We start from the raw sequence: 20,768 nt of genomic DNA, 5'->3' as shown, positions 1-20,768 counted from the left end.
AGCTAAAGAGGTTTGGTGGGATAAGTATTTACTGCAAATTTCCATTTTCAAAGTAGTTGAATATTTAGTCATGAAAAAAGTGCTCCTAATAGTCAGATTAATGTCTAACTATTATGGAGCACTTCAAATCTAGAGGGTTAACTTCACCTAATTTGAACCAGCTTTTTTGACATTTCAATTAATTAACGACGCAAACCTAGCTTCTTGATTAATTCACGATAACGATTAATATCCTTATTTTGTAAATAACGAAGTAAGTTACGACGGTGACCGATTTTCTTCAATAAACCAACATAAGAATGATGATCATGTGAATGATTCCTCATATGTTCAGTCAGGTTGTTAATATCTGTAGTCAAAATGGCTACTTGAACCTCAGTTGAACCTGTATCACCTTCGTGAGTCGCAAATTTTTTAATTATTTCATCTTTTTCTGCTTTTGAAATTGCCATATTATTTTCACCTTTCACTAGAATAATTGCCGTTAACAACGTTAACCGTCAGGTGTGAGCGCGCAAACAGCGTTAACGGTTCACAACAATAGTATAATACAGACAATTTTTTTAAAAAGCAAGTATTATTTATCTTGCATCTACAATTATCTTTCAGTATAATCTATAAAGTAGAATTACGATCAATGGAGGTGAAATTTATGCCACAAATCAAATCAGCTATTAAGCGTGTTAAGACTCAAGATGCTACAAGAAAGCGCAATGCTGCTCAAATGAATCAGTTGAGAACTGCAGTCAAAAAGTTCAAGACTGCTCAAGCTGCTGGTGCTGAGAACGCCTCCGAATTACACGTAGCTGCTGCTCGTGCATTAGATAAAGCTGCTTCTAAAGGTCTTATTCATAAGAATAAAGCTAACCGTGATAAGAGCCGTTTGGCAAAACTCGCAAAATAATGATCTTGCTTAATTAATAATTTAAAAAGACAGAAATGAAATCATTTCTGTCTTTTTATTTACCAAAATTTATACGCTGAGAATAAACAGTTTTAAAAAATTGTTTTCTTGGTATTGTCCGCTCTTATAATTAAAATCCAACTTAATTGCTTGTTTTAATAATTTTGCTACTTTGCCTAGTGATAATCTATTTTTAAGAGCCAACTTAACGCGATAAGGATGTACTCCCAAAGTTTGCACAATTTCAGCTTCACTGCGACCTCTCTCACTAAGTACCTTAACAATCAAAATCATTTCCAACTGATTTTCAAACACCGCAAGAATCTGTATTGGATTATTGCCGTTGTGCAACTGATTACTTAATCTTGCCAGAGCTTCCTGGTAATTGTTACTTAACGCTGAATCCAATATAGCAAAAATATTTTGCGCCAAAGACAAATCAACATTTTTTTCGACCAATTCAGTCGTGATTTTTTTATCGTTCACAACCATTTTTAGTTTATTGTAATTACCTAAAACAGTATCTAGCACTTGATCGCTGCGTTCTAATAAAAGATTTAGAGCAGAACTTGTAATTTGATACCCTTCCGTGGAAATCAAATTTCTGACAGTTTTACTCAATTCAAATGGTCTGATTTTAGTTTCCACCACATTGAAATTTTTGGTAATAAGCTTTGTTATTTTCTTGCGCCGATCAATTTTTTCATATGAGGCAATAATTACTAAAACATCATCCAGCTCTGCAATATTTGCAAAAACATTCTGCAACTTTGAAATTTGCTTTTGGAATTTTTTAGGAACTTTGGCAGTTAAAAAAAATGGATTTTTAATTGTTATTATTTTTTTTTGACTAAAAAGGCTCGACTCAGTGAGATCAGCAATTAATTCATCTAATCCTTCTGAATCGCAATCAACAGAAACTTTTTCATATGCGGAGAATTCTGTTTCATGAATATATGAATCAGCAAGATATTCATTTAAGAAAGCATCGTTGCCACTAATCAGGGTATGAGCAACTTTCGTATTAGAACCTTTAAATAAAGAAAGTAATGTCATTTTTTTGTCACCGGTAAAAATCTCTTAAATTTGGGCCTCGTAAAAGCACCATAAGTCCAAGTAATCATACCACAGTCTTGAGTCGATGCCCACGGAATATGTTGAGCCTGCAAAGTTTCAATTGTCTCTATGTGAGGATGACCAAAACGATTCTTGCGACCAGCAGAAATAAAAACTCTCTCTGGATGTAGAGCTTTTAAGAATTCTTTATTTGAAGCAGTACGACTACCGTGATGACCTAGTTTAAAGTAATCTGCATGCAAATGATATTGATTTATAATTTCCAACTCTCCTTCTTGGCCTAAATCTCCAGTAAAAAGCCACCTTTTACCTGCCAGTTTAAATGTTAGAGAAAGAGAATCTTCATTTTTACCTATGCCTGGCTTAAAAGGATAAACGGTCTGAAAAGATATTTGAGAATCATTAACTTTATTCCCGGCTAACAATTGTCTAATTTGGCTTTTCTTGATTTTGCCAATGATCCTTTTTTGAAAAGAAGGATTTTGAATCAATCCTTGGGCTATAAATAATTTTTTCACTTTGATTTGACTCAAAAGTGGTCTCAAATCACCTACATGGTCTGCATCTTGATGCGTAATAAATATCCCATTAATTTTGCTTATACCTTGAGCCTTCAAAAATGGCAGTGTAATTTTATTAACCTGGGGGTTTATTTTTTTGCCGTTAAAATTAAGTTTTCCGCCGACGTCTATTAAATAAACCTTTCTAAAAAATGGAGTAGAAATAAAAATACTGTCACCTTGACCAACATCAATAAAAGTCACCTGACCCTGCAACGGAAAATGAATTGTTAAAAAAATTAGTCCGTATGTAAATAAAAGGCAGCTTATAAAATTTTTTGTTAATTTTTGACAGTTTGGCTTTTCATTTATCCGAATCAATATGATAGACGTCATAATTAATAAAAACAGGCATTGCCACCAGTTTATTTTGCCAAATGTTAAAAGACCAATTTTACTATTAGAAATTTGTGCAATTACTTTTTCTCCTTGCTTAAGTACTCTTTCAATTAAAAAACTGCATTTTGGACTAATACTAAAGAGCAACAAATTTAAAAAAGTTAACGGCATCACGACCCAATTGAAATAGGGCACAATTAACAAATTGAAGAAAACGGTTAGTAGATTAAATTGAAAAAAATAAAATAGAAGCAAGGGCAACAAAAGATTATTTAAAGAAAATGACTGCTTAAATTTAGTCATATGGTTAGTCATTTCCAAGCCCAAGGCTAAAATATAGCTCAAAATTGCACCAGTGTTCATCATCAAACGAGGATCGAAAATCAAATGCAAAACAGCAGTAAGTCCAAGTAAATCACTTTTGTTAATTTGTAATTTATTTATACTAAGAAGCTGACCCAAAATATAGGTCAAAGTTGCTCTAATAAAGCCTACTTGACCATTACTGAGAAAAATTCCTATAAGCAAAATAATTAAACAAAAAACAAATGTCTCTTCTTGAGTTAATTTAAAAAAATAACAACAGGTACTGATTAACAGTGTATAGATACCAACATGCAGACCGGAAATACTCAGAATATGAATTACACCAAGATCACGATAATTATTAAGTATTGATTGAAATCTTTGACTCGGATTCTCACCTAATATCAGTTCACTACTAAAAAAAGATATGATTGGGGGCATTTTTTGCAAAAAAACTTTTAATTTGAACCGCAAATGATGTAAATAATTCCTGAGACCACGCTTTTCAATTTTAACTTTATAGCTGGTCAATTTGACTTCTTGAGTAATATTTTTAGAGCGATAGAACCTTTGCAAATCAAATTGGCCATAATTAGAAGCGGGTGCAATGGGATTTATATCACCAGCTAAATTATAAAGTACAACTTTGTAACCTAATTTCAATTGTTTTATCTGGCTAGAATTTATTTTTCCAGAAACTTTTATTTTACCGCCTGCTGCTTGGCCATCGACTGTAAACCAATCGTCAAAAATTTCTACTTGATCAGGATAAAAAACTATTATTGACCTGGGTCTGATGGTAAAGTTAGTTTGCTTTTTATCAATGTAAGTAACAAAAAAAGTTACGCAAAGAACAACGAGAGAAAACCATTTTAAAGAATTGAACTTATAAAAAAGCAAATATGAAAGATAAGATGCTATTAATAGACAGACTAGCTTTTGCATTAGGGTATTGCATTGATAGTACAAGAAACTTAAGTCAACCAATAATAATGCTAATACAAGAAAAAAACCGGGTTTTAGGACATCAAACTTCCAATTGGTCTTTAAGGGCGACAAAAGTTTTTTCTCCAATTCCAGATACTTGTTTTAGTTCTTCTATGGATTTAAATTGACCGTTTTTTTGACGATAAGCAATAATTTGCTGTGCTTTTTTCTCTCCAATACCATTAAGTTGCTGTAATTGTGCTACATTTGCAGTATTAATATTCACTTTATTGCTGGCAGTCGTTTGGCCATCTTTGTTATCACTAATTTCAGCGGAAACCGAGCTAGAGGTATTAGATGAAACTGATTCTACTACTTGCTCTGCTTTAATTTTTTCACCTTTATAAGGAATATGAATTTTATCCTGGTCCTCTAATATCAAAGCACGGTTAACCCTTTTCAACTGAGCGTTGCTTTTAGTACCTCCTGCTGCAGCGATCAGCTCATTTAATCTTGCGCCACTTTTAAGTGTGTATACTCCTTGATGGTTAACGGCACCTGATATATCACAGGTGACACTTTTAGGCTTAGCTGCAGCAATTCTTTCTGTTTTTGTTTCCCCTGAATTCGTTTTGTCAGTCAAATCGTCATTACTGTCTTTTTTACTTTGCAAAAGCTCAGTATTTTCATCGTTAAAATCATTAATATTTTCATTAGAATTCGATTTTTTGACTTCAAACCAAAAAACAACCATTAAACATGCTAATCCAATAAAAAAATACGTTTTATGCTCATCAATAAATGTTTTTATTCTTTCCCAATCCATTTTTTCAACTCCTATTTTTAAGTACGCAAAAAAGCCCAAAAAACATTTGGACTTTTTTGATATTTATTAATAATTTTCTTGTAAATAATGGAGTGCATCTTCAAATGTACGCACAGGAACAATTTTCATCTTGGTTCCAATTTGCTTGGCTGTCTTTTTAGCAAGCAAATAATTACTTGAACTTTTTTTCATCCCCGCTGTATCAACAGGTGCAAAAAAGACTTCAGCACCAGCACGATCAGCAGCCACAACTTTTTTATCAACGCCACCAATCATACCCACTTTTCCTGATGGACTGATTGTCCCAGTTCCAGCAATCTTATGACCTTTAGCTAAGTGCTTACCTGAAAAAACTTCATAACTGGTCAAAGTGAACATTAATCCGGCTGATGGTCCCCCAATTGCACCGGCATTAATTGTAACTTTTGGTTTTGTATCAACCTGTATATGCTCTACCAACTGTATTCCTATTCCAGGTTTGCCAGTTCCTTCAACCTTAACAATTTTTCCTTTAAAATTGATTTTTTTCTGTTCTCGCAAGACATTAATTTCCGTTTTAGAGCCTATCCGCTTTTTTTGAAAATAACTGATCATTTCTTCTGTCGAGTGAAATTGATGGCCATCAGCACCTAAGACAGTATCTCCGACTTGCAATTTGCCTTTAAAACTTGAGCCTTTTTGCACCTGCATAACATAAACACCTTTATAGTGCAGTTTAGGTTTTAGTCCCGCCTTTTTGGCCGCATAGTAAATTGCATTTTGTTGACTAGTTTGCATGTACCAATTCTGTAATTCTTGGTATTGGCTGCTATTTGAATTACCTAGCAATTCACTCTTTGGAATACGACTAGCATGTTTTTGGGTAAAACTGAAAAGATATTCCCATACTGTTGCCGGCTGACTAGTTTCACTGACTGTCACTAAATAAAAATTACTTGGCGGCTTAACATCACTTTTTACAAATTGACCAATTGAAACAGCACTGCCTGGCATTTCAATATAATAGTTTGTTGGCCAATTTAAGCCAATAAAAACGAGAAAAAAAGTCAGAATTATAAGTAACCATTTTCGGGTTTTTGAAAACTTCTTGTTCACTTTCTTTTCTTTATTCATGTTTGTTATAACCTATTTTTTCTTTTAAAGCCTGTGCTGCTTTTGTCGGCAAAAAGCTAGCAAAATCACCATTAAACTGCGCAATTTCTTTTATAATACTGGACGCAACAAAGCTATTTTCTGGCTCAGTAAAAAGCAAAACGGTACTTATGTCACTTGCCATTTTTTTATTCATTTCTGCAATCTGCTGTTCAAATAAAAAATCTGTGGTATTTCTTACGCCACGCACAATTGTATTTGCGCCCAAATCGCGTGCAACGTTAACAGTAAGCTGGTTAGGCTTTAGCAACACTTGAACATTTTTCAGATCTTTAACAGCATCATTAATCAAGTCTTCTCTTTCTTCATTTGTGAAAAGATATTTTTTAGCCGTATTGACCATCACCACTACGTAAACTTTATCAAATATCGCAGCAGCCTGATTAATTATATCAACGTGCCCTTTAGTAATAGGGTCAAAACTTCCTGGAAATATTGCAACACTCATTAGTGTTCCTTTCGATAAAAACGAACGATGGTTTTACCCAGATGCTTTTCTTTAATTAGCTGAAAGCTACTGTTTGTTTTTAAAGCCGTTTGATCATCGGTTTCAGCCACTACTAATGCCCCGTTATTTAACAACTCCAGGTCAACCATTGTTGCCATATCTGCCGTAATTTTTTGTTTAGCATAAGGTGGATCTAAGAAGACAAGATCAAATTTCTGCTTTCCCTTGGCAAATTTGTTCAAAGCAGCATTACTAGACATTTTATATACTGAAAAACGTTCAGGCTCCTTTGTTAAAGCAACGTTTTTACGAATAACGTTAACGGCCTGATAATTAATGTCAACTATAACTGCATGACAACATCCCCGAGAAACAGCCTCAATTGCCAGAGCGCCACTTCCACCATATAAATCTAAAACTGCTCCACCGTTAAAAAATTGACCTAACGAATTAAACAGAGATTCTTTAACCTTGTCACTTGTTGGTCTTGTTCTTTGACTTTTAAGAGTAAATAAATTGCGTTTGGCATACTTTCCGGAAATAATTCTCATAATAGTTGTTCTGTATCTTCCTGACGTTCTTGTAAAGTTTTTTCGGCTTCTTTTGCTAATTCTGCAATTTGCTTTTCAATATGATCACTTGAGAGATCAATTTGATTCCAATTTGATTTTTCTACTTTTTCAACAAAATCAAGTGAATTCAAATCTTGGCATACCTGTTCAATCTCTTTTTTATTGACATACAAAATACAATAAGCAAATTTTTTAGAAAAATAAACAATATCACCATATCGTCTCAATTTATATTGATCACTAATTGAATTCAAATAAACAATAAGACTTTGTCTTTGAATAATATTTTTATTAGCTAAATCTTCTTCAACGCCCATTTGCAAACCTTTCCTCATTTTTAATTCGCTCGTTTGCTGAAATATTCAACACAATTCCGATAGCTGCTGACAAAATTATTAAAGACGATCCTCCATAGGAAATAAATGGCAGCGTGACCCCGGTAATGGGTAATAAACCGAGTACAGCACCCACATTAAAAACTGTCTGTGTAAAAATAATTGTTGTTACTCCAAAACATACTAAAGCATTGAATTGTGAGCTTGCATGAATACCAACTTCCATAATACTCCAAATTAAATAAAAAATTAGACCAATTACTAGCAGTGCACCGATAACCCCGATTTCTTCTGCAATTACTGCTAAAATAAAGTCTGTATAAGGCTCGGGCAGATAGCCTCTTTTTTGCATGCTATTACCCAGACCTACACCAAATAAACCACCATTATGGATAGCATAGTATGAATTAACCAGTTGTGCTCCTCCTTTTTGCTCCAGTTCAAACGGGTGCAGAAAAGAAAGAAAACGACGATACTGATACTTATTTTGCAAAAATTCAGGATTCCATTTGATGATTAGGAAAACAAGCAGGTAAACTCCGACCGCAATACCAATAAGACATAAGACTGCATTCTTAGCGGGAACACCAGAAACTGAGAACATGACGATGACAATCATTGCCAAAACAGCGGTACCGCCAAAATCAGGCTCAAGGATAACCAAAAACATCATAAAAGAAGCTAAAATTGCTGGTCTTGATAAGTTTTGAATAATTTGCCCTTTATTAAAAGAACCATCATGACGATCTAAAAAATAAGCTAAATAAATTATCAAGGATAATTTGGCAATTTCCAGAGGTTGAATCTTAATTATTTTTAAATTAATCCAACCGACAGAACCATTGACTGCAGCAGCAGACCCTTTAAAAATTTTCAAGCAAATCAAATAAAAAAGTAATAAAATGCTGATTCCGAGAAACCAAATGACAAACTTCCGACTCTTGAAAATATTAAGTTTTAAAAAAAAGCAGAGAGCACAAAAAACAAAAACCGCAAAAAAAGCATACATGGCTTGGCGTATACCGTAAAATGCCGGATTAAACCCATTCACAAGCAAAATATCCGAGCTAGCGGAATAGACTATCACTATTCCAAAGACCACTAACAAGATATAGGGCAAGAAAATATTGTAATTTAAATGGTGAAGTTTTTGCCGCACAAGCCGACCTCTCCTTCTATAATAAATTAACCTTTATTATAAGTATTATAAAACAAAAAGAGCACCACTTCATCAGTGAGTGCCCTTCTTAAAAAATTTATTTACTTCTTATTACGTCTCTTATCGGCTTTTTGTCTCTCAGAAGTGTTCAGAATTTTCTTTCTTAACCTGATTGAATCTGGTGTTACCTCACAATATTCATCATCATTTAAGAACTCTATGGCTTCTTCAAGCGTTAAAGTTTTAGGAGTTCTAATAGCTGCGGCATGGTCCTTACCCGCAGCACGAGTGTTAGTCAGGTTTTTACCTTTGATAACATTAACTGCGATATCACGATCACGAGAGGATTGACCAACAATCATTCCTTCATAAACTTCAACTCCGGCTCCAATAAACAATTCACCACGTTGCTCAACAGTTTGCAAAGAATATGTGGTTGACTTACCCTGGCTAATGGAAACTAAAGCACCATTTTGACGACCCGGTTCCCAATTCTTAACAACAGGTTTATATGAATCAAAACTATGATTCATAATGCCGTAGCCACCAGTTTGAGACATAAATTCATTGTTATAGCCAATTAATCCGCGAGATGGAACTAGGAAGTCAAGCCGAGTTTGGTTGTTACCGGTAGATGCCATGTTCTTCATTTCTCCTTTTCTTTGAGAAAGTGAATCAATGACAGAACCAACATATTCGTCAGGCGTATCCACTTGAACTGCTTCAAATGGTTCACACATTTTACCATCAATTTCACGGTAGATAACTTTTGGTCTTGATAATTGCAATTCAAAACCTTCACGCCGCATTTCTTCAACCAAAATTGAAAGGTGGAGCTCACCACGTCCTGAAACGGTCCAAGCGTTTAATTGATCGGTTGGATCAACTTTCAAAGAAACATCGGTTCTAGTTTGCTTAATTAAACGATCTTCCAACTTTTTAGGAGTAACTTTGTCACCTTCGCGACCAGCAAAAGGTGAATCGTTAGCTACAAAATCCATTTGCAGTGTAGGTGGATCAATCTTAAGAAGAGGCAAAGCTTCAGGATTTTCGGCTGAAGCAATAGTTTCACCGACAAAAATATCGTTAATACCACTAATGGCAATGATATCACCAGCTTTAGCTTCCGTAATCTCATTACGCTTTAAGCCAAAGAAACCGAACAGCTTGGTAACTCTAAAGTTTTGGGTAGAACCGTCACGTTTCATAACAGTAATATTATCGCCAACTTTAACTCGCCCGCGATAAATACGGCCAACACCTATACGACCAACATAATCATCCCAGTCGAGCATCGTAATTTGGAATTGCAAAGGCTCCTCAGAATTATCAATTGGTGCTGGAATTGATTTAATAATCGTGTCAAAAATAGGGTTCATAGTTTCTTCCTGTTTTGACGGATCAGGATCATAAGAGGAGGTACCATTTAAAGCAGATGCATAAACTACTGGGAAGTCAAGCTGCTCATCGTTTGCTCCTAATTCAATAAATAATTCCAGCACTTCGTCAAGAACTTCTTTAGGACGAGCACCAGGACGGTCAATCTTGTTGATAACAACAATTGGCTTAACTCCAGCTTCTAATGCCTTTTTAAGTACGAAACGAGTTTGTGGCATAGTGCCTTCATAAGCATCAACCAATAATAAAGCACCGTCGACCATATGCATGATTCTTTCGACTTCACCACCGAAATCGGCGTGTCCTGGAGTATCCAGAATATTAATGGTTGTATCACCATATTTAACCGCAGTGTTTTTAGATAAAATAGTTATACCACGTTCACGCTCAATATCATTTGAATCCATCGCACGATCTTCCAAAGCCATATGTTCAGGGAGTGTGTCGGATTGTTTCAACAATTGGTTAACCAGAGTAGTTTTACCATGGTCAACGTGCGCTATGATAGCTATATTCCTAATATCGTCTCTTCTTTTTTCTGACAAAAGTATTCCTCCTCCACTCCTCAATAAAAAAACTGTGACGTGGTCACAGTTTCGGCGGCACATCAAAAACATGCTGATCGAAGTGTTTCATATCTATATATTTACGCTCATTGATTTTACCACCTAACAGTTTACGGGTCAACGTTTATCCCTCTTTTTCAAATTAAAAATTTAGTATAGAATAAAAAGCAGACAAATTAGTTTATTTTATGTTACAAATATAAATATAAACTTTTATGAAAGAGTGAATGTAATTGATTTTAATGAAAGATATTACCCGTGACGGTAACCCAGTATTGCGCAAAGTAGCTAAACCATTAACTTTTCCTTTAAGCGAACATTATCAAAATTTGGCTAAAGAAATGATGGAATATCTAGTTAACTCGCAAGATCCTAAAATTGCAGAAAAGCATCAATTGCGTGCCGGTGTTGGTTTGGCCGCACCACAGGTTGGCGAAAGCGTTCAAATGGCCTCATTACTGGTTCCCAATGACAAAGGTGACATTGTCTTTAAGGAAACTTTTGTTAATCCTGAAATTTTATCTGAATCGGTCAAGCAAGCTTGCTTGAGCGAAGGTGAAGGATGCTTGAGCGTTGATAAAGTAATTGATGGCTATGTGCCACGACCTGACAAATTAAAAATTCATTACTATACTGTCTCCGGTGAAGAAAAGACCATTCGCTTAAAAGACTACCCAGCTATTGTTGCATCCCATGAAATTGAGCATTTACGGGGACATCTTTTCTATGACCGTATTAACAAGCAGAACCCATTTGAATTAGATGAAGATACAGTAATAATTTATTAAAAAAGATTTTTAGCCGTCATTTATTGTGTTGACGGTTTTTTTAATAAAGCTGGCAAAACTTGATTCTATACTTGTTTTTGCATGTATGGTAGAATTTTACTAGCTATTGGATGCTTTATGTTATCCAAAATTAGAACGTTTTATTAACTGAATAAGGAGAATACAAATATGATCTACAAAGTTTTGTATCAAAAAGACAAGGTTGTCAATCCTAGACGGGAAACAACCCAAACTCTTTATCTTGAGGCCGATAACATGGTGGCCGCAAGAACAATGGTTGAGGAAAATACCCCCTATAATATTGAACTCATCCAAGAATTGGCTGGCAATTCGCTAACTTACGAAAAAGAGCATGCCGATTTTAAATTAACCACTTTTGAGAGTAAGAAGTAGTCTCTGTGCGTATTAAAAATAATGAAGTTGCTGTTGTTGCAATCGGGGGGTTGCACGAAATCGGCAAAAATATGTACTGTGTACAATACCAAGATGAAATCATCATTATGGATTGTGGTATTAAGTTTCCTGAAGATGATCTTCTTGGTATTAATTATGTGATTTCAGATTATTCTTATTTAATTAAAAACCGCAAAAAGATTAAAGCTCTAGTTGTTAGTCACGGACACGAAGACCACATTGGCGGGATCCCCTTCTTATTAGAAAAAATCCCGGAAATTCCAGTTTACGCCACCCCATTTGCTTTAGCTTTAATTAAAGGTAAGCTTGAAGAGCATGGTATTTTAAGAACTACTGAACTTCATGAAGAACATGAAGATACTGTACTAAAATTTAAGAAATTGACGGTTACCTTTTTCAGAACCACTCACTCTATTCCTGATACATTAGGTATAGCTGTTCATACACCACTAGGTGCTGTCGTTTTTACTGGCGATTTTAAATTTGATTTAACTCCAGTTATGAATCAACCTGCTCCAAACTTCCAGAGAATTGCAAAATTAGGCAACGATGGTGTTTTAGCTTTACTATCTGATTCAACCAATGCTGAAGTCAGTCAGTTTACTAAATCCGAACGGTTCGTTGCTAAATCTTTACACGATATTATTACCGGAATACACGGAAGAATAATTTTTGCTACTTTTGCATCTAACCTCTACCGTGTTTCAACTGCCATCCAAGCAGCCAAAGATACGGGTCGCAAAGTCGCAATTTTCGGGCGTAGTATGGAAAACGGTGTGCAAAACGGCATTGATCTAGGCTACTTAAATGTACCTGACGGCTTAATTGTTGATGCTAACGAAATAAACCATACTCCTGCAGAAGAAGTTATGATTTTATGTACCGGATCTCAAGGTGAACCTTTAGCTGCTCTTTCAAGAATAGCTAACGGCACGCACAGACAAATTAGTTTACAGCCTGGTGACACGGTTATATTTTCATCAAACCCAATTCCTGGAAATACTTTGAGCGTTAACCATTTAATTAATAAATTAATGGAGGGTGGCGCTAGCGTTGTTCACGGCCGAATTAATAATGTTCATACTTCAGGTCATGGTGGTCAAGAAGAACTAAAAATGATGGTTCGCTTAACTAAACCCAAATATATGATTCCTGTTCACGGCGAATACCGCATGCAAGTCATCCACACTGAACTGGCTCAAGCAGCTGGAGTCCCTGCTGATAATACTTTCGTTTTAGAAAATGGTGAAGTTGTTTGTTTTGGACCAGAGGGTTCAAGAATAGCCGGTCATATTCCAGCCGGTGACGTATACGTTGATACTTCAGGCACAGCTGATGTTGGTAATGTAGTTGTTCATGATCGCCAGGTTTTATCTGAAGATGGACTTGTTGTCGTTGTCGCTACAGTCGATTACAAGCACAAGCACGTCTTAGCAGGGCCTGATGTCTTAAGTCGGGGATTTGTCTATATGCGCGAATCTACTGAACTAATCAATCAGGCTCAGAAACATATTTACCATATTATAAAATCGGAAATGGACAAAATGGATCACCCTAAAGACAGCGTAATTCGTAATGCAATTATTGCTAATCTTTCTGATTTCCTGTATTCTAAAACTAAAAGACGACCGATGATTTTACCAATGTTAGTTGAGAAAAAATAAGCAAAAGCCCATTCTTGAGGGCTTTTTTATATAATGAATAGTATATATGAATAATAAATTAAAAATACATCTTTTAGTTAATGAAGTAGCTGGTAATGGTCACGCTAAAAAAGTTCTTGAGCAAACAAAATCTATACTCATTAACGAAAATATTAATTTTGACCTTAAAAAAAGCAATTATGCAGGAGAAGCAATTCGTATAGCGCAAGATTATGGTAATCAAAAACATTTGCCAAACGAAGTCCTATTAGTTATTGGCGGTGACGGATCTCTCAATGAGGTTCTTAACGGTATTAAGTGGTCAATCTATCCGAATACACCTATTGCCTACTTACCAGCTGGAACAGGCAATGATTTTGCTCGTGCAACTAGTTTAACTGATGATCCCAAAATTCTTTTAGAGCATTTAAAAATAGGCTTTAAACCAGATTTAATTGATTGTGGTTCTTTTATTTTTCCAGATATCGCTATTGATAAAAAATATTATTTTGCAAATAGTTTTGGTATCGGTTTTGATGCATTTGTAAACCATAATAGTAATATATCTAAACTTAAAAAACTATTAAACTGGCTTAATGAAGGAAAACTAATATACGGTTATAATGTTTTAGCCACTGTTACGAAACAGGACACATTTGGTGTTGAAATTGAACGAGAAGGTCACAAAATTTATTTTGATGACGCTTTTATGGTTACCACTACTAATCATCCATACTTGGGTGGCGGTCTTCCTCTTCTACCCAGTGCTAAAATAGACAATCACAAAATTGATACCGTTGTAGTAGAAAAATTTAGCCTGGCAAAACTGGTAAAATTATTTATTAATCTTCTTAAAGACGGGTCACACGTTAATGATCCACAGTTTCACTATTTTGAAGCCGAAAAGATTAAAGTCACTACTACAAAAAAAGAATTCGCTCAAGTTGATGGCGAAGAAATAAAAAGAAATTCTTTTAATATTGAGTTTTCTATTTCAAGTTTTAACTTATTGCGTTAAAAAATTGTTAATAAATTAAAGGAGCTATGCTTTAACTGCTTAGCTCCTTTTTTTATCGAAATTATATTAAAAAATTAATTTTTATTTATTATATTTAAAATGTATCTTTAATGTGGTATTATTTGATGTGTTAAATCATCATAAACTAGTACTCATAAGGGATGAAGAATCATGAAAAAAAGCAATGTTTTAAGCTCTATTGGTATTTTGGCGGCTACAGCTCTAACCCTCACGGCCTGCGGTAAAAGCGGCAATAATCAAGAAAATAGCGCAAAAGAAGCAAGCAAATTTCCTGCAAAAATGCCTTCAAAACCAACGAAACAAGGCGGTACTGTGAGAGTAGCATTACAGACTGATACACCATTCACAGGTATCTTTTCTGATCAATTACAAGTAACTGCTACAGATGCTGACCTCTCCTCTCCTGGTTCGGAATCCTTATTCGATACAGATGATAATTACCGTTTCACTAATAAAGGGCCTGCAACCCTAAAGATTAATAATAAAAATAAGACAATTACAATTGTAGTTAAAAAAGGAGTTAGATGGTCAGATGGTCGACAGGTCACGGCCAAGGATGTGGAATACCCGTATGAAATATTATCCAATAAAGGTACTGATTCACAAAGGTATTCCAGCCAGTTTGAACTTATTAAAGGCTTAAAAGAATACCATGAAGGAAAAGCTAAGTCTATTTCAGGCATTGAAATGCCTGATGGTGAAAATGGCAGAAAAGTCATTTTGCACTTTAAACAATTAAAACCAGGTATGTACAATAGTGGAAATGGATATTTTTCAGAATATACAGCTCCTTATCATTACTTAAAAGATGTCCCTTTTAACAAATTACAGTCATCTAATAAGATTAGGAAAAAGCCTTTGTATTTCGGAGCCTATAAGTTAGAAAAATTAGTTCGTGGACAATCAGCTGTTTGGGTGCCAAACAAATATTATTGGCGTGGTAAACCCAAGCTAGATAGAATTATTTATCAGGTGATTTCTCCTAACTCATCATCGCAATCAATAAAGAGTCATAAATTCGACGTCATCAATGTTGTGAATTCCCAATGGGATGAAGTAAAACATACTAAAAAAGTTAAGTTTATAGCAGAAGTCCCTCTTTCATATTGGTTCATTGGCTTTAAATTAGGTAAATGGGATGCCAAACACAATAAGAGCATTATGAATCACAATAGCAAAATGAACAATACGTCTTTACGCAGAGCAATTGGTTATGCGATGAATGTTGATGAGGTCACTAAACATTATACTCATGGACTAACTTTTCATATAACCACCCTAATTCCACCCCAATTTGGAGACTATTTCAATAAAAATATTAAGGGTTATGATTATAATTTAAAAAAGGCCAACGCTATTCTTGGTAAAGCCGGATATAAGAAAAAAGGTAAATGGCGTGTACAACCTAATGGCAAACCTTTAAAGATTACATTTATGGCCAAAGCTGGTGATCCAACGCAAGGTCCAATTATACAAAATTATATCCAGCAATGGCATAAAATAGGACTAAATGTTAATTTATTGAATGGTCGATTGACGGAAACAAATTCATTTTACGACAAACTTAACAAAGATGACCCTCAGGTTGATATGTTTGAAACTGGTTGGTATATGTCTACTGAACCATCACAGGATGGAATGTATGGTGACAGCACCGCAGCAAACTATGATCGTTTCGTGACACCAGAAAATACTAAACTGCTTAAGGAAATGGATTCACAAAAAGCTTTTGATCATAAATACCGTGTTAAAGTCTTTCATGACTGGCAACAGTATATTTTTGATAAAGCTTATATGATTCCAACAGTTAACTCATACAAAATTAGAGCAATCAACGACCACATTTCAGGTTATTCCCTTAAACCATCTGAAAATAATAATGGGCATGTCCTATGGTATAAAGTCGGATACATTAAATAAATTTAAAAAGGATAATCAATAGCTCAAGTTATTGATTATCCTTTTAATTTTTAAAATATTAACAAGCTAAGGTATACAGAAAAATAAACGTATAATTTTGGTCAAAATAACTATTTGTTTAATTATCTGGAAACAATTTTAAACTTATAGCAATTGAAACTCATTTGCTCCAGTAATTGACTTAAATTGCTTTTTTTAAAGCTTCCATCAGAACTTAGTATCGAGTAATGTCCACCCTCATCGACCAAATTACTTTTAGTTAGTCTAAAGCCATTGCGCTTGTAAAATGATAACCGGTTAAGTCTTTGAGAATAATTCTTTGCTGTTTTAATAACTGGCTCAATATCTAAAACTATTTCTTTTTCAGAATAACGTTGTTTCATCGAATTTAGAATTTGACTGCCATAGCCCTTTCCACGCCAAACTGGGTCAACAGCCAAATAACCAATATAAATAATCTTTTCGGCATATGTCCAAAAAATTAACCCAATAAAATTATCATGGTCATAGACTGCTTGCAAATTAACTCTTTTTTGCAAAGCCATCGCCAGCAACCCGACAAATGGAAATCGTTCATTTTTGGGAAATGCACTCATATATAATTTTTTTACTTTAAAATATCTCTTTGTCCCCCATTTAACATTTTTGAACGTTAAAATAAAATATCACCTTTCTTTATATTACTTCTTTTTTGCAAAATAAAAATAAGTTGAATTCAAAACATCTATAAACAAGTATAACATTTGCATAGCTATTACAGGAGAAAGAATATTACAATCAATTTTTGTGAGATGTGCTAATCGATTCCTATAGTTATATCCTATTCGTTTCTCTCCAGATTTCAATAGAAAAAAAGCTAAGCTTTTAAGGTGATTTTTCCCAAAACAAGAAAAATTAGAAGAGTTATTCGTTTCCAATAGAATTCCTAAAGTAGTTTTATCTTCAGGTATATAGATCACACTTTGATTGTGATCTATATAAACTAGTCTTAATAATTTTTCTATTAATGAACAACACAACATCTCAATATTATAACATTGAGACATTACAATAAAACTTTTATTATCTTCCTCAGTTTTTATCACTGGTAAAATATTTTTTAAAGCAGCGATTAACAATGAACCCTTCTCAAAAACATCTTTTTCAATTTCATTTTCCGAATCGATATATTTAAATACCTTTTCAATATCTGTTTTTAACTCTTTGAATATATTATAATCTTTAACAAAGCAAAATAATAATCCTCCACCTAAAGTAATAATAATATTTAAATTTTGTTGTCTTGAAAAAGTATAATATTTATCCGTAGCTACATTAGTATGAATGATGTCCAAAAAGCTCTTTTTTTCATTTTCTGGCTCTAAATCAAAATTACTGTGGAAACAACCATCATGACTAAGTTTATGTGTTAAAAAAATTAATCTAAGACTTTTAGGAATTGATTTATTAAAACGTTCTAAAATATCCGATAAAGGTATATCAGTTTTGAATTCAACTCCGTTTTTTTCTATGTCTTTGTTAATCTCTTTTTGTAACAGATTTGGAAATTCTTTTAATTTATTATAACGTTTGTCTTTAGTTTTTTTAAAATACAAAGATAAAGCATTAACAATATCTAATTTTCTCATTAAAAAATTTATAGAAACGTTATTTCTGTCAAATCTAAGTTTTTGAATTAAAGAATTATAAATACTGTCAATCGATTCATTTACAATTTTTTTTAGTTCTTTATTATCTTTCATTTTAAGAAAAATATTAAGAATTAAATTTAATCTATAGCCTCCTAATTCTAAATACGGAACTTTATTAAATAAAAGTTCAAATTGATCAGGTTTCTTTTTAAAATGCTTCTTAAAAGAATCAAATTCATAAATCAAATAATCTGAATAATTTTTGCATAAAAATCTAAATACTTCATCACTAATTGAATTTTGATTTTTTTTAATTGAATCTAATACAACTTTTTTCTCTTCAAAAAGATTTTCCTTATTTTTGCTTAGAAGATTTTCAAAATTTTTATTGATATACTTTACCGATTGACCTATGTACTGTTTTAAATTTAACCTCTTTATTTCTTTAATTAATTTTGAAATTTTATCTCTACTATCTGATGATTTAACGACATGCAAATATTCCCCCATTGCAATTAATTTTTTACTCAACATAAACATCAAAAAATCATCATTAGTTTTAATAGATATTAAATGATAATTTCTAAATAACTGTTCAAAAAAGTCTAAATGTTCAATTAGAACTCGCAATTCGTGAGTAGTTATCAAATCATCTTCTTCATTTAATATTAGAGAAAAAGATATATTATGTTGTTTAAATAATTTAACTAAATCCAATAAAAATTGCACTTTCATCAAAATCTATTTTAAAATTAAAAAGCATCAAACGAGCCGTTTTTGCGCTCTTTCTTAATGCAATAATTGAAAATTAAAATACCAGCTAAGAACCAAACAACATTTACTACTATCAATATTATCAGCTTTGACAATGAAACGCCATGGCCCAAAAATATTTGCCGCACTATTTCGATGCCACCGACATAGGGAATGACCTCCTGAAAAGCATTATATACTGGTAAATAAACATTAGACAACATGAGCAATAAAGCCTGCAATATAGTAGCCCACTGGCCCATTCTTTTAAATCTAATAGAACCAGAAGCAAAAATCATTCCGATACCAAACATTCCTAAATTGGAAATTAAGGAAAAGACAAAGGTTAACAATAAAGCCTTTAATAGTTCAACTACTGTGAATATTGAAAAAAATGAGGCTACAAAGCCTATGATTAAAAGATAGGTCCAGACAAACAAATTTTCTGCCAACGTTTGAATAAAGTATAGAACCCACAAGGGAAAGATAGACTGAGTCTCACTTTCGAGCAGACCGGTTTGCTCATCAGTCTCTACCGCATTACTACATTCACCTAATGAAGAGATACCAATACTCCAAAACAAGAAACCAATAATAGTAAATAAGACTCCATGTTTTGTACCATACGCCTGACCCAGTTGTGCAGGATTAGTGAAAAAGACAACAATCAAGAAAGCGCCAGCATATAAAACTAGTGAACTAACAGTTGAATTAACATAGCGAGCTTGCAGTTTTAGCTGTAAATATAATTGTACCCAGAAAATATTAAATAGCTCTTTAACTTTTTTCATTTTGCTTCCTACCTTTACTTATAAATTTCATGGTATTCAGAAATTAGGTCATTTTCAGCCATTTTATGTTCAACATTTTTCTCTATTTGGCCATCCCTTAAAAAAAGATAATGATCAACAACTCCAGAAAGCATTTGAGTGTCATGCGATGAAATGAATATAGTATTCCCGTATTTATTTTTTAAATCCAGGATAAATGATGCTAAATCTTCTTGAGCCGCTATGTCAAGTCCGTTTGAGGGCTCGTCCAAGAGTAAAACTTCTGTTTCCATTGCAGCTCCCACTAAGATAGCAGCCTTTTTCTTCAAGCCAGTAGACAAATTTTGAAAGTAAGTATTAAGTTCACTTGAAAAATTGAAGTCCTCAGCCATTTTTCGAATATTGTTTTCTGTTTTTTTAATATTAATTCCTTTAAGCGAAGAAAAATACATCCCGTTTTCAATAGTATTTAGTCTGTACATGAGGCCTCTTTCACCTGAAGCAACGAAAGTGGTATGCAAACTGGACCACTTAACATATGGTTCGTTAGCCTGGTCATTTTTGATCAATCCTTCGGTTGGTTCCAATACCCCCGCAAGCAACCTTAACATGGTTGATTTGCCTACACCGTTAGGTCCGACCAAACCAATTACTGTTGGTTCTAAAGGAATTTTAAAATTTAGGTTATAAAATACAGGCTTCTTACCGTAGTTTTTCTTTACCTTATCAAAAATAATTGCCATAGGTTTTTCTTCCTTTTGCTTAAAATGATACCAATAATTTAATCATTATTTTTTAAAATTAGCAATAAAAAATAGTATTTAGTGATAGCTTTTTAATTAAGATATGAAACGTTTACTTCTAATTGTCCTAATTGCATAATGTTTTCAGCCAAAGTTTGTTCATTACATTCACAGCTGATCACTCCATTTTCAACATTAAAAGAAAAGCCACTGGCTATGATTAAATCCTCGCTGGCAGCTATCAATTCTTCGTCACTTGCGCTGGGATCTAACTTAAAAAGTATACGACCATCATCTGTAACGTTATATTTATCAAACTCAATTTTCTCGACAAAGCAATACACCGATTCGCCAAATGAATCTTTAAAAATAGTTTCAATTTCAAATGTGTCTGGACCAAAATTTAAAATATGAGTGTTAGTGGCAACCCATTCCGCAAGTTCTTTTCGTAAGTTTATAAAACCTTCTTTTTTTATCTTTGTCATCGTTTTAAAAAGT

Annotated in this window: 21 protein-coding genes; 6 read left to right on the top strand and 15 right to left on the bottom strand. The window is 33.6% G+C overall.

Annotation, left to right across the window (positions count from 1 at the left end; translation table 11 throughout):
• Positions 1–182 precede the first annotated feature (182 nt).
• Positions 183–452, bottom strand: a complete 270-nt coding sequence (rpsO, locus tag ERK18_RS08875; RefSeq protein WP_046332048.1) for a 30S ribosomal protein S15 — start codon at positions 450–452, stop codon at positions 183–185.
• A gap of 200 nt (positions 453–652) precedes the next feature.
• Between rpsO and rpsT the strand changes: the two genes are divergently transcribed.
• On the top strand, positions 653–904 hold the full coding sequence (gene rpsT / locus ERK18_RS08870; protein WP_034979307.1) for a 30S ribosomal protein S20: 252 nt from the start codon (positions 653–655) through the stop codon (positions 902–904).
• 69 nt (positions 905–973) lie between these two features.
• On the opposite strand, the gene holA is transcribed toward rpsT, so the two are convergent.
• The 9 genes from holA to typA all read right to left on the bottom strand — a co-directional run bounded on the left by holA (position 974) and on the right by typA (position 10,548).
• The gene (gene holA, locus ERK18_RS08865) at positions 974–1,960 is read right to left on the bottom strand and encodes a DNA polymerase III subunit delta (RefSeq protein ID WP_187155154.1); all 987 of its coding nucleotides are present in this window, start codon (positions 1,958–1,960) and stop codon (positions 974–976) included.
• Entirely contained in the window at positions 1,957–4,245 is a 2,289-nt protein-coding gene (locus ERK18_RS08860) for a DNA internalization-related competence protein ComEC/Rec2 (RefSeq protein ID WP_187155153.1), read from the bottom strand. Before ERK18_RS08860 ends, holA begins: the two co-directional genes overlap by 4 nt.
• Complete coding sequence (locus ERK18_RS08855; RefSeq protein WP_187155152.1) at positions 4,214–4,939, bottom strand: ComEA family DNA-binding protein; 726 nt, start codon at positions 4,937–4,939, stop codon at positions 4,214–4,216. Before ERK18_RS08855 ends, ERK18_RS08860 begins: the two co-directional genes overlap by 32 nt.
• A gap of 66 nt (positions 4,940–5,005) precedes the next feature.
• Positions 5,006–6,052, bottom strand: coding sequence for a SepM family pheromone-processing serine protease (locus ERK18_RS08850; RefSeq protein WP_187155151.1), 1,047 nt, complete (start codon positions 6,050–6,052; stop codon positions 5,006–5,008).
• The gene (coaD, locus tag ERK18_RS08845; protein WP_045928024.1) at positions 6,045–6,539 is read right to left on the bottom strand and encodes a pantetheine-phosphate adenylyltransferase; all 495 of its coding nucleotides are present in this window, start codon (positions 6,537–6,539) and stop codon (positions 6,045–6,047) included. Before coaD ends, ERK18_RS08850 begins: the two co-directional genes overlap by 8 nt.
• Complete coding sequence (gene rsmD, locus ERK18_RS08840; RefSeq protein WP_187155150.1) at positions 6,539–7,090, bottom strand: 16S rRNA (guanine(966)-N(2))-methyltransferase RsmD; 552 nt, start codon at positions 7,088–7,090, stop codon at positions 6,539–6,541. Before rsmD ends, coaD begins: the two co-directional genes overlap by 1 nt.
• Positions 7,087–7,428 (bottom strand): DUF2129 domain-containing protein, encoded by a 342-nt coding sequence (locus tag ERK18_RS08835; protein ID WP_187155149.1) that lies wholly within the window; start codon positions 7,426–7,428, stop codon positions 7,087–7,089. Before ERK18_RS08835 ends, rsmD begins: the two co-directional genes overlap by 4 nt.
• On the bottom strand, positions 7,418–8,605 hold the full coding sequence (locus tag ERK18_RS08830) for an FtsW/RodA/SpoVE family cell cycle protein (RefSeq protein ID WP_122052342.1): 1,188 nt from the start codon (positions 8,603–8,605) through the stop codon (positions 7,418–7,420). Before ERK18_RS08830 ends, ERK18_RS08835 begins: the two co-directional genes overlap by 11 nt.
• Before the next feature lie 101 nt (positions 8,606–8,706).
• Positions 8,707–10,548, bottom strand: a complete 1,842-nt coding sequence (typA, locus tag ERK18_RS08825; protein WP_046332039.1) for a translational GTPase TypA — start codon at positions 10,546–10,548, stop codon at positions 8,707–8,709.
• Positions 10,549–10,802: 254 nt separating this feature from the next.
• Here typA and def point away from each other — a divergent pair, with 254 nt between their 5' ends.
• From def to ERK18_RS08800, 5 genes are all read left to right on the top strand, one after another.
• Positions 10,803–11,357 (top strand): peptide deformylase, encoded by a 555-nt coding sequence (gene def / locus ERK18_RS08820; protein ID WP_187155148.1) that lies wholly within the window; start codon positions 10,803–10,805, stop codon positions 11,355–11,357.
• Between the two features lie 168 nt (positions 11,358–11,525).
• Positions 11,526–11,750, top strand: a complete 225-nt coding sequence (locus ERK18_RS08815) for a DNA-dependent RNA polymerase subunit epsilon (RefSeq protein WP_034979341.1) — start codon at positions 11,526–11,528, stop codon at positions 11,748–11,750.
• Positions 11,751–11,755: 5 nt separating this feature from the next.
• Positions 11,756–13,435: a ribonuclease J1 gene (rnjA, locus tag ERK18_RS08810; RefSeq protein WP_187155147.1), complete on the top strand. Its 1,680-nt coding sequence runs from the start codon at positions 11,756–11,758 to the stop codon at positions 13,433–13,435.
• Positions 13,436–13,481: 46 nt separating this feature from the next.
• Entirely contained in the window at positions 13,482–14,432 is a 951-nt protein-coding gene (locus ERK18_RS08805; RefSeq protein WP_187155146.1) for a diacylglycerol/lipid kinase family protein, read from the top strand.
• 171 nt (positions 14,433–14,603) lie between these two features.
• Positions 14,604–16,373 (top strand): oligopeptide ABC transporter substrate-binding protein, encoded by a 1,770-nt coding sequence (locus tag ERK18_RS08800; RefSeq protein ID WP_187155145.1) that lies wholly within the window; start codon positions 14,604–14,606, stop codon positions 16,371–16,373.
• Between the two features lie 122 nt (positions 16,374–16,495).
• Here the strand turns inward: ERK18_RS08800 and ERK18_RS08795 are convergent, their stop codons facing one another.
• From ERK18_RS08795 to ERK18_RS08775, 5 genes are all read right to left on the bottom strand, one after another.
• Positions 16,496–16,969, bottom strand: coding sequence for a GNAT family N-acetyltransferase (locus ERK18_RS08795; protein WP_187155144.1), 474 nt, complete (start codon positions 16,967–16,969; stop codon positions 16,496–16,498).
• A gap of 84 nt (positions 16,970–17,053) precedes the next feature.
• Positions 17,054–18,721 carry a hypothetical protein gene (locus ERK18_RS08790; protein WP_187155143.1) on the bottom strand — a complete coding sequence of 556 codons (1,668 nt, stop codon included), beginning with the start codon at positions 18,719–18,721 and terminating at the stop codon, positions 17,054–17,056.
• A 35-nt stretch (positions 18,722–18,756) separates the two neighbouring features.
• Positions 18,757–19,548: an ABC transporter permease gene (locus ERK18_RS08785; protein WP_187155142.1), complete on the bottom strand. Its 792-nt coding sequence runs from the start codon at positions 19,546–19,548 to the stop codon at positions 18,757–18,759.
• 14 nt (positions 19,549–19,562) lie between these two features.
• On the bottom strand, positions 19,563–20,270 hold the full coding sequence (locus ERK18_RS08780; protein WP_187155141.1) for an ATP-binding cassette domain-containing protein: 708 nt from the start codon (positions 20,268–20,270) through the stop codon (positions 19,563–19,565).
• 92 nt (positions 20,271–20,362) lie between these two features.
• Positions 20,363–20,755 carry a DUF1828 domain-containing protein gene (locus ERK18_RS08775; RefSeq protein WP_045928012.1) on the bottom strand — a complete coding sequence of 131 codons (393 nt, stop codon included), beginning with the start codon at positions 20,753–20,755 and terminating at the stop codon, positions 20,363–20,365.
• Positions 20,756–20,768 lie beyond the last annotated feature (13 nt).

The sequence above is a fragment of the Lactobacillus kimbladii genome, from assembly GCF_014323605.1.
GTDB classification, from domain to species: domain Bacteria; phylum Bacillota; class Bacilli; order Lactobacillales; family Lactobacillaceae; genus Lactobacillus; species Lactobacillus kimbladii_B.
The sequence above is the reverse complement of the archived record's forward strand: the minus strand, read 5'-3'. Positions and strand labels throughout refer to the sequence as shown.